Source organism: Priestia endophytica, from assembly GCF_026790145.1.
GTDB lineage: Bacteria > Bacillota > Bacilli > Bacillales > Bacillaceae_H > Bacillus_I > Bacillus_I endophytica_A.
The window spans coordinates 64445-77439 of record NZ_JALAMS010000015.1 but is presented as its reverse complement, the minus strand read 5'-3'; the positions used below and the strand labels follow the sequence as shown (position 1 = coordinate 77439).

Annotated in this window: 13 protein-coding genes and 1 pseudogene; all 14 read left to right on the top strand. The window is 37.7% G+C overall.

Going from position 1 to position 12995, the window contains the following annotated elements:
• Positions 1-6: 6 nt before the first annotated feature.
• The 14 genes and pseudogenes from mtrB to trpA all read left to right on the top strand — a co-directional run bounded on the left by mtrB (position 7) and on the right by trpA (position 12993).
• The gene (gene mtrB, locus MOC86_RS12305) at positions 7-231 is read left to right on the top strand and encodes a trp RNA-binding attenuation protein MtrB (protein ID WP_268584468.1); all 225 of its coding nucleotides are present in this window, start codon (positions 7-9) and stop codon (positions 229-231) included.
• A gap of 260 nt (positions 232-491) precedes the next feature.
• Positions 492-1298 (top strand): heptaprenyl diphosphate synthase component 1, encoded by an 807-nt coding sequence (locus tag MOC86_RS12300; protein ID WP_268584467.1) that lies wholly within the window; start codon positions 492-494, stop codon positions 1296-1298.
• Positions 1285-1986 carry a demethylmenaquinone methyltransferase gene (locus tag MOC86_RS12295; RefSeq protein ID WP_268584466.1) on the top strand — a complete coding sequence of 234 codons (702 nt, stop codon included), beginning with the start codon at positions 1285-1287 and terminating at the stop codon, positions 1984-1986. The genes MOC86_RS12300 and MOC86_RS12295 overlap by 14 nt, the downstream gene beginning before the upstream one ends.
• 46 nt (positions 1987-2032) lie before the next feature.
• On the top strand, positions 2033-2995 hold the full coding sequence (gene hepT / locus MOC86_RS12290; RefSeq protein ID WP_268584465.1) for a heptaprenyl diphosphate synthase component II: 963 nt from the start codon (positions 2033-2035) through the stop codon (positions 2993-2995).
• Positions 2996-3091: 96 nt separating this feature from the next.
• Positions 3092-3544, top strand: coding sequence for a nucleoside-diphosphate kinase (ndk, locus tag MOC86_RS12285; RefSeq protein WP_243517990.1), 453 nt, complete (start codon positions 3092-3094; stop codon positions 3542-3544).
• A gap of 61 nt (positions 3545-3605) precedes the next feature.
• Positions 3606-4385 (top strand): annotated as a pseudogene (locus tag MOC86_RS12280) (CheR family methyltransferase).
• 166 nt (positions 4386-4551) lie between these two features.
• Complete coding sequence (gene aroC / locus MOC86_RS12275) at positions 4552-5724, top strand: chorismate synthase (RefSeq protein ID WP_268584464.1); 1173 nt, start codon at positions 4552-4554, stop codon at positions 5722-5724.
• On the top strand, positions 5724-6797 hold the full coding sequence (gene aroB / locus MOC86_RS12270; protein WP_268584463.1) for a 3-dehydroquinate synthase: 1074 nt from the start codon (positions 5724-5726) through the stop codon (positions 6795-6797). Before aroC ends, aroB begins: the two co-directional genes overlap by 1 nt.
• 281 nt (positions 6798-7078) lie before the next feature.
• On the top strand, positions 7079-8599 hold the full coding sequence (gene trpE / locus MOC86_RS12265) for an anthranilate synthase component I (protein WP_268584462.1): 1521 nt from the start codon (positions 7079-7081) through the stop codon (positions 8597-8599).
• Complete coding sequence (trpD, locus tag MOC86_RS12260; RefSeq protein WP_268584461.1) at positions 8592-9611, top strand: anthranilate phosphoribosyltransferase; 1020 nt, start codon at positions 8592-8594, stop codon at positions 9609-9611. The genes trpE and trpD overlap by 8 nt, the downstream gene beginning before the upstream one ends.
• The gene (trpC, locus tag MOC86_RS12255) at positions 9604-10371 is read left to right on the top strand and encodes an indole-3-glycerol phosphate synthase TrpC (RefSeq protein WP_268584460.1); all 768 of its coding nucleotides are present in this window, start codon (positions 9604-9606) and stop codon (positions 10369-10371) included. The genes trpD and trpC overlap by 8 nt, the downstream gene beginning before the upstream one ends.
• Positions 10361-10987: a phosphoribosylanthranilate isomerase gene (locus MOC86_RS12250; protein ID WP_268584459.1), complete on the top strand. Its 627-nt coding sequence runs from the start codon at positions 10361-10363 to the stop codon at positions 10985-10987. The genes trpC and MOC86_RS12250 overlap by 11 nt, the downstream gene beginning before the upstream one ends.
• Complete coding sequence (gene trpB, locus MOC86_RS12245) at positions 10977-12209, top strand: tryptophan synthase subunit beta (RefSeq protein ID WP_268584458.1); 1233 nt, start codon at positions 10977-10979, stop codon at positions 12207-12209. Before MOC86_RS12250 ends, trpB begins: the two co-directional genes overlap by 11 nt.
• On the top strand, positions 12175-12993 hold the full coding sequence (gene trpA, locus MOC86_RS12240) for a tryptophan synthase subunit alpha (RefSeq protein ID WP_268584457.1): 819 nt from the start codon (positions 12175-12177) through the stop codon (positions 12991-12993). The genes trpB and trpA overlap by 35 nt, the downstream gene beginning before the upstream one ends.
• Positions 12994-12995 lie beyond the last annotated feature (2 nt).

The following is a 12995-nucleotide window of genomic DNA, read 5'->3' as shown; positions in this document are numbered from 1 at the left end:
AAGAGTATGTCAAAACCAGCGGAATATATCGTCATTAAAGCAGAGGAAGATGGAGTAAACGTAATCGGACTAACAAGAGGATCTGATACAAGATTTCATCATTCTGAAAAACTGGATAAAGGTGAAGTTATGATTGCTCAGTTTACAGAGCATACGTCAGCTATTAAAGTTCGTGGAAAAGCGATTATCCAGTCTCAACATGGAGAAGTGGAATCAGAGACGAAAAGGTAAGCTTATATGATGTCTCAAGCAAGCGTAAGTCTGTTTAAAAAAGTAGAATATTTCCTAGACTAGAATTAGGAATAAACGCAAAGATGAGCAGGAAGTTTCCTGCTTTTCTTTATATATACTATCTATTTTCTGAAAACGAGAACGTTTGAAAAGCATTGTGAAATTAACCGTTTTTTTACGAAAAACTTGTGTTATAATTGACGTTGTCTATTTTGAACGATTATCGAAAAGAATAATGAATAATGAAAGGGAGACAAAGGGTGATTGATGTGTCCAACATCTTGGAATTTATAGAGGACGTAAAAGAGCAGCTTACAAATAAGTTACAACATAAATACATGAAGAACATAATTTCAACTCCGAGCATTGATGAAGATAAGCTGTTGCTTTTATGTTCTTTTCTAGAGCCGTTTTCAACAGCGGAAAAGCCATTGCATGCACATGCTGTGTCCGTTATGCTTGTGCAAATTGCATTGGACACCCATGACTTAGTCTCCACTCAAAAAATCCCTAGCGAAACTGCGCCTGAAAAAGAACGACAGCTAACAGTAATCGCTGGAGATTATTATAGCGGTTTGTACTATTTTCTGCTTTCTCAAGCAGGTGACATTACGTTTATTCAGCGTCTTGCTACAGCAATTAAAAAAACCAATATATCAAAGATGTTTTTATATAGAAATGAAGTCAAAACGCTAGAAGAGATGATTGATCACTTCACATTAATTGAAACTGCTGTGTTTACAGCTCTAACGGAATATTTTGAGCAGCCGAAATGGACAAAGCTCTTTTTAAATGTCTTATTAACAAAGCGCTTTTCATATGAGAAGCAATGCTTGCTGAATGATGAAAAAACGCTTTTTACAGAAACGTTTAAAAAATATATGAGAAGAAATTCGATTAATAAGCGTGAAGGAATAGCAATGCTCGATTCCTATATAGAAACGAATCGAAACGCTCTTATTGATGGAGACGAGCTTACAAAAAGTGAGGAAATGAAAAAATATATAAAATCACTTTTAATTCATGAAACGAGTATGGGAAGAAGGGTAAACGATGCGAGAATCTAAAGAAGAACGCGTTCATAAAGTATTCGAAAACATCTCAGAACACTATGATCAAATGAACTCGGTCATTAGTTTTCGTCAGCATAAGCTATGGCGAAAAGATACGATGAAACGCATGAATGTAAAAAAAGGATCTCGTTCTTTAGATGTTTGCTGTGGCACAGCGGATTGGACGCTTGCTATGGCTGAAGCTGTCGGAGAACAAGGGGAAGCAATAGGTCTTGATTTTAGTCAAAATATGCTTTCAATTGGTGAGAAGAAAGTAAAAGCTTCTCCGTATACTAACGTTTCTCTTATTCATGGTAACGCAATGGAGCTACCTTTTGAGGATAATAGCTTTGACTATGTCACAATTGGCTTTGGTCTCAGAAACGTTCCTGACTATTTACAAGTATTGAAAGAAATGCACCGTGTATTGAAGCCAGGGGGCAAAGCAGTTTGTTTAGAAACATCTCAGCCAACGTTAATTGGGTATCGCCAGCTTTATTATTTTTATTTTAAGCGAATTATGCCGCTCTTTGGAAAGCTGTTCGCTAAAAGCTACGAAGAATATTCATGGCTTCAAGAATCAGCAAAAGATTTTCCAGATCGTCGCGCCCTCAAGCGTTTATTTGAAGAAGCGGGTTTTGGGAAAATCAATGTCAAAGCGTATGCAGGCGGAGCTGCTGCAATGCATATGGGGATTAAATAACATCATCAACGCTATTTCGATGAAATTTGTTTAAAAGGTGAAAAGAATGAAATTACAAATGATATATGCCTTTTTACATGGAGATATTTCTCGAATTGAAAAAGAGCTAGAAGAAGCCATTGAAAAAGAAAACACGTCCATTATTTCAGAGGCTTCTCTTCAGCTTTTACAAGCAGGAGGAAAACGAATTCGTCCTGTTTTTGTATTGCTAGGAGCAAAGTTTGGCGACTATGATATCGAAAATATCAAGAATGTAGCTATGGCACTTGAACTTATTCATATGGCATCTCTTGTTCACGATGACGTTGTTGATGATTCAGACGTACGTCGCGGGCAGCCTACAATTAAAGCCAAATGGGATAATCGAATTGCAATGTATACAGGGGACTATATTCTTGGGCGCTCTTTGGAATTAATGACGAAGATCCCGGATGTTGAAGCTCATAAAGTGCTCTCACATGCTATTGTAGAAGTATGTTTAGGCGAGATTGAGCAAATTAAAGATAAGTATGATTTAGAGCAAAATGTTCGAACTTATTTTCGCCGCATTAAGCGAAAAACAGCTCTACTTATCGCTGTTAGCTGTCAGTTAGGAGCTATTGCAGCAGGAGCTGACAAAAATATTCATGAACGCTTGTACTGGTTTGGTTATTATGTTGGCATGTCTTTTCAAATTACGGACGATATTTTAGACTTTACTTCCTCCGAAAAACAGCTTGGAAAGCCGGCAGGAAGCGATTTACTCCAAGGAAACATTACGCTCCCTATGTTTTATGCTTTAGAAATGCCTGGAATGAAAGAACAGGTTGAAAAGCTTTTTGCAGGGGAACATGACCGCATTACAGCTATAATTGAGGATGTGAAAAGGTCAGGATCCATTGAGAAAGCAACAAAAGTTAGCGACCTGTATCTTGATAAAGCATTAGCCGTTCTTGATGAACTTCCGCCAAGTAAAGCGAAAAACACATACAACCGAATTGCAAAGTTTATCGGAAAAAGAAAATTCTAATAACTTCTCCACCCTACTGTTGTAAAAATTCTGAATTAGTGATATTATTCACTTGTGATGTTTGCGTTTTCATAAAGTGCATAAAGGGTGGAGATTATGGAAAAGACATTTATTATGGTAAAACCTGATGGAGTACAGCGTAATATTGTTGGCGATGTTGTCACACGTTTTGAAAAAAAGGGTTTCCAATTAGTTGGAGCAAAACTTATGAATGTGTCAGAAGACTTAGCTAAAGAACATTATAAAGAACATAAAGAGAAGCCGTTTTTTGGAGAACTTGTTGACTTTATTACATCTTCCCCTGTTTTTGCGATGGTTTGGGAAGGCGAAAATGCTGTAACAGTTGCTAGAAAGATGCTAGGAAAAACAAATCCTGCTGAAGCAGAGGTTGGCACAATTCGAGGAGATTACGGCTTGCAGGTTGCTAAAAATGTTGTTCATGGTTCAGATTCAAATGAAAGCGCTACACGAGAAATCTCGCTGTTTTTTGAAGAAAGCGAGCTTGTTAATTATACGAAACTAATAAATGATTGGGTGTATGAAGGCTAGCATTATGCTAGCTTTTTTTATATTCTAAGAGATATGAAGCTAATTTGGTAAAGAAGTAAGGATGAATAATGTGAATGACTACGAGCAGTTTATATCAAACATCAAAAAGAAAACAGGGATTGATTTATCACTATATAAAGAAGCCCAAATGAAAAGACGGCTAACATCCCTTTATCAGAAACGTCACGCTTCTTCTTTTATGGATTTTTATAGAGCATTATGTGAGAAAGACGACCTTTTACAAGAGTTTCTCGATCGTTTTACAATCAATGTTTCTGAATTTTATCGAAATAGAAGCAAATGGATTGAACTGGAGGAGCAAATTTTAGTACCTATGCTTAAGAAAAAGCACTCCTTAAAAATTTGGAGTGCAGCATGTTCGACAGGTGAAGAGCCATATACAATTGCAATGATCTTAGCTTAGTTTTTACCATTAAAAAGTATTCGTATTTTAGCAACAGACATTGATGAAACAGTGTTAAAGAAAGCGAGAAAAGGTGTTTATGGAGAGAGAGAACTACAAGAACTCCCCCTACATATGAAAACAAAGTATTTTACATATAGAGAAGGACTTTATTATATTAGCGAAGACATTAAAAATACGGTTGTATTTAAAAAATATGATCTTCTTCAAGACCCTTTTCAGAACAACTATGATCTTATTGTTTGTCGAAATGTTTTTATTTATTTTACAGATGTAGCAAAGCATGCTCTGTATGAGAAGATGAGTCAATCTTTAAAAAAAGGAGGAGTTTTGTTTGTCGGAAGTACTGAACAAATCTTTAATACGAGCTCTTATGGGTTAACGTGTTCCCTACCCTTTTTTTATCGAAAAGAATAAAGAAAAAAGATAGACTACAGCTTGAAAATCATTAATAATTTTAAATTGAAAACACTTTAGAGCTTAAAAGCGTTAAAGTTTACGTTCCACAATCCAAATTTTTGTGTTATAGTCATACACAACAGAAAATTTTTTATTAAACAAACATAATAGACGGAGGAGTAAGATGAGATACTTAACTGCTGGAGAGTCGCATGGACCCCAACTAACTACAATTCTAGAAGGAGTGCCTTCAAATCTTCCATTGAAGGCTGAAGATATCAATGAAGACTTAGCACGTCGTCAAAAAGGCTATGGCCGCGGACGAAGAATGCAGATTGAAACAGATGAAGTAGAGATTTTAAGTGGTGTTCGTCACGCTTCAACGCTAGGCTCTCCGATTACGCTTGTTGTTGAAAACAACGACTGGAAGCATTGGACTAAAATTATGGGCATTGAAGAAATTTCAGAAGAAGAGAAGGAAGAAGTAAAACGAAAAATTACGCGTCCACGTCCAGGACATGCTGACCTTATTGGTGGAATGAAATATGGTCACCGTGATTTACGTAATGTTCTTGAACGTTCTTCTGCTCGTGAAACAACAGTACGTGTTGCAGCTGGAGCTGTAGCGAAAAAGATTTTAAGTGAATTAGGTATTAATGTTGCATCACACGTTCTAGAAATCGGCGGAGTTCGAGCAACTCCTCCTCAATATAAAAATTTAAATGAACTGAAAGATCGTACAAATGAATCTCCTGTGCGCTGCTTTGATCAAAGTGTAGAGCAGGAAATGATGAGTGCTATTGATAGTGCAAAAGAAAACGGAGACTCTATTGGTGGAATCGTTGAAGTAATTATTGAAGGTCTTCCACCAGGTGTTGGAAGCTACGTTCAATACGATCGCAAACTGGATTCTAAAATCGCTGCAGCGATTGTTAGCATTAACGCATTTAAAGGCGTTGAGTTTGGAATTGGTTTCGAAGCAGCTCGTTTGCCTGGAAGCAAAGTTCACGATGAAATTCTTTGGAATGAAGAAGAAGGATATACAAGAGGAAGCAACAATTTAGGTGGTCTAGAAGGCGGAATGACGACTGGAATGCCTCTTGTTGTACGCGGCGTAATGAAGCCAATCCCGACGCTTTATAAGCCATTGCAAAGCGTTGACATTGATACGAAAGAGCCTTTTTCAGCAAGCATTGAACGTTCAGATAGCTGCGCAGTTCCAGCAGCAAGTGTTGTAGCAGAAGCTGTTGTAGCATGGGAAGTAGCAAATGCAATTGTAGAGCAATTTGGTCATGACCGTATGGATCTTATTAAAGAAAATATTGAGCGCTTAAAAAGCTATGCAGGAGAATTTTAATGGAATCCCTGCAGATAAAAACAGCGTCTAAAAAGTATCCCGTTTATTTTGGTGAACGTATATTAGAAAACTTACACAGCGTCATTGAAGATGTATGCCCGTCAGTTTCTAACATCCTTGTTATCTCAGATGAAACGGTTTATAAACATCATGGCAAGGCGCTGATGAAAGAGCTTCCTAATCAAGCTCTTTCGTATATTTTGCCAAGTGGAGAAGGAGCAAAATCGTTTGAGCATTTTTATAATGTTCAAACATTTGCTCTTGAACACGGTCTTGATCGTCAATCACTCATTATCGCATTTGGCGGCGGAGTTGTCGGTGACTTAGCTGGATTTGTTGCCGCAACATATATGCGCGGCATTCCATTTATTCAAGTTCCAACAACACTGCTTGCACACGATAGCGCAGTTGGTGGAAAAGTAGCGATTAACCATGAGCTTGGCAAAAATATGATTGGTGCTTTTCATCAGCCAGAAGCTGTTTTTTATGATATTTCATTTTTAGAAACGCTAAGTGAAAAAGAATGGCGTTCAGGATTTGCAGAAGTGATCAAACATGCGCTTATTTATTCTACGACTTTCTATGATTGGTTGAAATCTAGTGTGTCTACTTTTGAAGATTTAAAAAGAGAAACGCTTATTCAGTCTATTAAAGAAGGGATAAAGGTAAAAGCTGAAATTGTAGCTAATGATGAGAAAGAAACGGGTATTCGTGCCTTTTTGAATTTTGGTCATACGCTAGGGCATGCAATTGAAGCAGAGCTTGGATATGGGGAGATTACTCATGGAGAAGCTGTTGTGATTGGGATGTGCTTTGCCTTCGAAATTGGAAAAGAGCTTATTGATACAACATTTCCTCTTGAAGAATTTAAAGAGTGGCTACATAAGCTTGGATATCGTACAGATATTCCACAAGGGTTGGATAAGAATAATCTTGTAGCTAAGATGAAAGCTGATAAAAAGGCACAGCATGGCCAAATTAACATGGTTCTTTTAAAGGAAATTGGAGAACCTTTATTAATGAAAGTCGATGAGAAGACCATTTTATCTCTATTGTCTGAGACTTCAAAATAGAGTTTTAATGGTTGACAGCAAATATTCTAGGTATTAGAATGTTCTGTAAGTTAGAGTTTTAGAGAGTATAAGGAAACATTGTAGAGCTGAGTATAAGTGAATATAAACTAGGTAGATGAGACGAGTGTAGAGAGAGCAGAGCAGAGGTTAGAAGAGTAGTAGTATATTAAATTGTCTATTTGCCTAAAGTCTTATTTGACTTTGGGTTTTTTTATTATCCCTCTTATCATCACCCACCTCACTGTTCTCATTCTTCACTTACGATATGGAGGAATGAGCATATGAATACTAATTTTACTTCTTTTTTGCAAGCATCATTAAATTATCGAACAATCCCAATTACAAAAACATTTTTAATGGATAACGTTATGCCAGTTGATCTTTTTCAATGTCTCGGAGAAGAAGCAATTTATTTGCTTGAGAGCAGCGATGAGAGCTCACCATGGGCGAACTATTCATTTATTGGTCTTAATCCTTTTTTATATTTAAAAGAACAAAACGGCACTTTCTTTTTAGAACAATCAGATGGTACAAAAGTAAACAGTTCTACTTGTTTAAATGAAGCATTTGAATTAGCAAAAGAATATGTGAAAGCGAAGATTCCAGATATGCCGCTTCCATTTAAAGGAGGAGCCGTCGGATTTTTAAGCTATGACTCTCTATCTCTTTTTGAAAAGGTTCCTGTTCATAAAGAAAATGATTTAGGAATGCCTGCTGTTCATTTTTCTTTTTGTGAAACAATTGCTGCTTATGATCACAAAAATAAGAAGATGACGCTTATTCACTATCTTCAAACACATGAAGAGCAAGATGAAGAAAAGTTAAAAGAGCTCTACGAGAACGGGGAAGCAAAAATTCGTTTCTATGTTGAAAAGCTTAAAAAGGACTGTCGCGCAGCGGAGCCAATCATTTTTTCAGCTGAGCGTAAAGAAGTTGATTTTAGCTCTGTCGAGTCTTCCTATACGAAAGAGAAGTTTGTAGAAGATGTTGAAAAATTAAAAGAATATATTCGAAGCGGCGATATTTTTCAAGGTGTTTTATCACAGCGCTTTAAATTGAAGACGGCTCTATCAGGATTGGAAATCTATCGCATTCTGCGTCTTGTTAATCCTTCACCATACTTGTTTTATATTAGGCTAGAAGATGCTGAAATTATCGGGAGTTCTCCAGAACGACTTATTCAAGTTGTGAACGGACACTTAGAAATTCACCCAATAGCAGGTACAAGGAGAAGAGGACGAACAGAAGAAGAAGAAGAAAAGTTGAAAAACGAAATGCTTCAAGATGAGAAAGAGCGTGCAGAACACTATATGCTCGTTGACTTAGCCCGAAACGACATTGGGCGCGTTGCTCGCTACGGAAGCGTTCAAACGCCAGTATTAATGGAAGTTGTTACATTCTCTCACGTTATGCACATGATTTCAAAAGTTACAGGAGAGCTTGATCGTAAATATTCCCCAATTCAAGCACTTCTTGCTGCCTTTCCAGCTGGAACAGTATCAGGAGCTCCAAAGGTTAGAGCTATGCAAATCCTCAATGAAATGGAGCCTGTTGCACGAAATGTGTACGCAGGAACGGTCGCTTACATTGATTTTGATGGAAATATTGATTCATGTATTGCGATTCGCACGATTGTACTAAAAGATGAAAATGCATATGTTCAAGCAGGAGCTGGCGTTGTGTATGACTCAGTGCCTGAGCTTGAATATAAAGAAACTAAAAACAAAGCAAGCGCACTTATTCATACGATTAACGTAGCTGAAGAAATCTACGGAAAAGAAGGAGCGAAGTTGCATGTTTAAAGAATACCTAAAGAAATGTCTAAACGGTGGGTTTTTAACAGAAAGCGAAGCACAGCTTGTGATGGATGGCATTATGAAAGGAAATGTATCACAAAGTCAAGTTGCTAGCTTTTTAACAATCTTAACGTATCGAGGCGAAACGGTTGAAGAAATAACAGGTTTTGTTCGTGCACTTCGTGAGAACATGCGTCCTTTTTCAACTTCTTTTCACGATGCTGTTGATACGTGCGGAACAGGAGGAGATGGAGCTTCTACCTTTAATATTTCAACAGCAAGCGCCATTGCAGCTTCCTCTCTGGGGGTGAAAGTAGCAAAGCATGGCAATAGAGCTGTTTCCTCTAAAAGCGGGAGTGCTGATGTGCTTGAGTATCTCGGTATTGATATTGGGTTAACAGAAGAAGAAGCAAAAGAAAAATTAGAACACTATAACATGGCTTTTTTGTTCGCTCCTTTTTATCATCCGGCAATGAAAAATGTTGCTTCAACTCGTAAAGAGCTTGGGTTTCGGACTGTATTTAATGCTTTAGGACCAATGGCAAACCCTGCTAATTGTTTAAAGCAAGTCATAGGGGTGTATTCTTTTGAACTTTCCCAAAAACTTGCTAAAGCGCTTCAAAAGCTTAATCCCCATCATGTTCTATTTGTAACAGGAAGGGATGGCCTTGATGAAATAAGCGCATGTGCGAAAACGGACATTGTCGAGCTGAAAGAAGGTCAAATTTCAACTTATACAATTGCACCTGAAGATTTTGGCTTACAACGTGGAACTCAGGAGGAAATTGTTGTAGAAACAGCGGAAGAGAGCGCTCGATTAATTCAAGATATTTTTGCCAACAAAGCGCCGACAACGGCCGTAAATGCTGTTGTTTTAAATACAGCAGCAGCTCTCTATGTAAGTGGCAAAGCATTGTCTATCGAAGAGGGAGTACGTATTACAGAGGAAGCGATTAAAAGTAAAACCGTTCAACAACATTTTAGACATATGACAAAAGAGGTGAATCTTCATGCTTGAGAAAATTTTACAAACAAAACGAGAAGAACTAAAAGAAATACAGTTAGGACAGCAAGAGGATGTTCAAAAGATTTCATTTTATCAAGCATTACAAAATAAAGCACGTCCTGTCTCATTGATCGCTGAAGTGAAAAAAGCTTCTCCTTCAAAAGGATTGATTAAAGAAAATTTCAATCCTGTCCAGATCGCAAAGCAATATGTGAAAGGAGGAGCAAATGCCTTATCTGTCTTAACAGATGAAACGTATTTTAAAGGTCATCATACGTATCTTACAAACATTAAGAAGGAAGTCTCCATTCCTGTTCTTCGAAAAGACTTTATTATTGATTCTCTTCAAGTAGAGCAAAGTGCTCGTATTGGAGCAGACGCTATTTTACTCATTGGTGAGGCGATGAGGCCAGAAAAACTGCATGAATTGTACTTACAGGCAAAAGAACTTTATTTAGATTGCTTAGTCGAAGTACATAGCAGAGAAGTACTTCAAGGCATTTTAACTATTTTTACACCAGAAATTATAGGAATTAACAACCGTAATTTGCACACCTTTCAAACAACGCTTCAGCAAACAGAGGAAATCAGTCAATTTGTTCCTAAAGAAAGCCTCATGGTAAGTGAAAGTGGAATTTTTACTTATGAAGATGTGCAAACCGTAAAAAAAGCGGGTGCAAATGCCATTCTTGTAGGTGAATCATTAATGCGTCAGGAAGATCAAACTACAGCTATTTATGATTTATTTGGTGAAGAAGTCTATGAAAGTTAAGTATTGTGGAGTTAAGAATGATAGAGAATGGAAACTTGTAACAGAAAGCATGTGTGATTACGTTGGGTTTATTTTTACTTCTAAGAGTAAACGTTATGTCTCACCAGAAGATGTTGGAAAATGGGCTGTTTCTTCTAAAAAAAGAGTAGGTGTTTTCGTAAATGAACAGTTAAGCATAATCGAAAAAGTAGTGAAAAAAGCAAAACTTGATGTTGTGCAATGTCATGGAGAAGAAACGAAGGAAGACCTTTTTCGCATAAAAGAGGCAACAGGGAAAGAAGTATGGAAAGCTTTACCTCATGATAGAGACACCGAAGAGAACATGATATTGTATAGCGAGGCTGTAGACGGATTTGTAATTGATACAAAAGTAAAAGGTTCGTTTGGCGGAACGGGAACGACATTTGACTGGAGCGTTGTTCCGAAATATACAAATAAAGCAGAGGGTTTGCAAAAACTGTGCTTTATCGCGGGAGGAATCCGCCCGGGAAATATTGAAGATCTTTTAACATATAGCCCACAAGCTGTTGATATTTCAAGTGGGATTGAAGAGAACGGAAAAAAAATGAAAACATTGATCAGTGAATTAGAAAGGAAGATGCACAATGAAATATAGCTATCCAGACAGTTTTGGCCGATTTGGAGAATATGGAGGGAAATATGTACCTGAAACATTAATGTACCCTCTTGAACAACTTGAAGAAGCATTAGATAAAGCAATGGAAGATGAAAATTTCAAAGAAGAATATGCGAATTTGTTAAAAGAATATTCAGGTCGCCCAACGGCTCTTACGTATGCAGATCAAGTGACTAAAAAGCTTGGTGGAGCTAAAATCTATTTAAAGCGTGAGGATTTGAATCATACAGGAGCACATAAAATCAATAATGCGCTTGGTCAAGCACTGCTTGCAAAGTATATGGGGAAAACAAAGCTTATTGCAGAGACAGGTGCAGGACAGCATGGCGTTGCTACAGCAACAGTTGCAGCTAAGTTTGGCATGGAATGTAAAGTGTTCATGGGTGAGGAAGACATTGAACGTCAAAAGCTGAACGTATTCAGAATGAAGCTTCTTGGCGCAGAAGTTATTCCCGTTTCTTCAGGAACAAAGACGCTGAAAGATGCGACAAGTGAAGCCATCCGTTTCTGGGTTTCACATTGTGAAGACCACTTTTATTTACTTGGCTCTGCAACAGGACCACATCCTTATCCAAAAATGGTTCGTGACTTTCAGAAGATTATCGGTATTGAAGCGAAAAAGCAATTTATGGAAAAAGAAGGGCGTTTGCCTCATACTGTGATTGCGTGTGTTGGAGGCGGAAGCAATGCAATTGGAATGTTCTACGACTTTATCGGTGATGAAGACGTTAAATTAATTGGAGTTGAAGCAGGTGGAAAAGGGCTTGATTCAGGCCTTCACTCAGCTAAGATGGCTCGTGGAAGCAAAGGAGTTTTACACGGTACACTCACAAACTTACTGCAGGACGAGCACGGTCAGATTACAGAACCATATTCCATTTCAGCTGGGCTCGACTATCCTGGTGTTGGACCAGAACACGCACTGCTTTCAAGCATCAACAGAGTCGAATATAAAAGTGCAACAGATCGTGAAGCACTTGATGCATTTACACTTTTAACTAAAACAGAAGGCATTATGCCTGCTATTGAATCATCACATGCGCTTGCTGAAGCTTTCAGGCTTGCTCCTTTAAAATCAAAGGATGAAACAATTCTTGTATGTTTATCAGGCCGTGGTGACAAAGATGTAAATTCACTAATTCGTTTATTAGAGGAGGAAATGGACAATGATCACGTTCAAAGAGAGACTACCAAAGCATAAAAAATTATTTATTCCCTTTATTACAGCAGGAGATCCTACAGAAGAAGCGACAGTTGAGTTAGCATACAGTCTTCAAAAAGTAGGAGCTTCAGTACTCGAACTTGGCGTTCCATACTCAGATCCTCTTGCAGATGGACCTGTGATTCAGGCCGCTTCAAGCAGAGCGTTAAAATCAGGAATGACTATTACAAAAGCAATCAAACTTGTATCAAAAATGAGAGAAAGAGGCGTTGAAATTCCGATTATCCTCTTTACCTATTTTAATCCTGTGTTACAATTGGGGTACAAAAACTTTTTCGCTTTAATGCGACAAAATCAAGTTGATGGTTTTCTTCTCCCAGATCTTCCATATGAAGAAAGTGAAGAGCTTCGTTCCCTATCAAAAGAGAATGAGGTAGCTCTTATTTCTATGGTTGCTCCAACATCCAAAGATCGCATTCAAAAAATCGCTGCATCTGCTGATGGATTTTTGTACTGCGTATCTTCTCTTGGTGTAACAGGTGTGCGAGATAAGCTTCCTGAAAATGTGCATGAATTCTTAGATGAAGTGAAACGATACGCAAAGGTCCCTGTAGCAGTTGGGTTTGGCATTTCTAAAGCAGACCAAGTGCAATTGCTTATTGATCATAGCGATGGAATTGTTATTGGAAGTGCACTTGTTCACAAAGTAGGAGAACTAGAAGATGCTTTAAAAGGGAGCAAAGAGGAGAAGAGAGAAGCCTTAACAACTATTGAGAATTATATTGAAGAGATTATTTCTCCTATATCACTTTGTGAGGTGTAAAA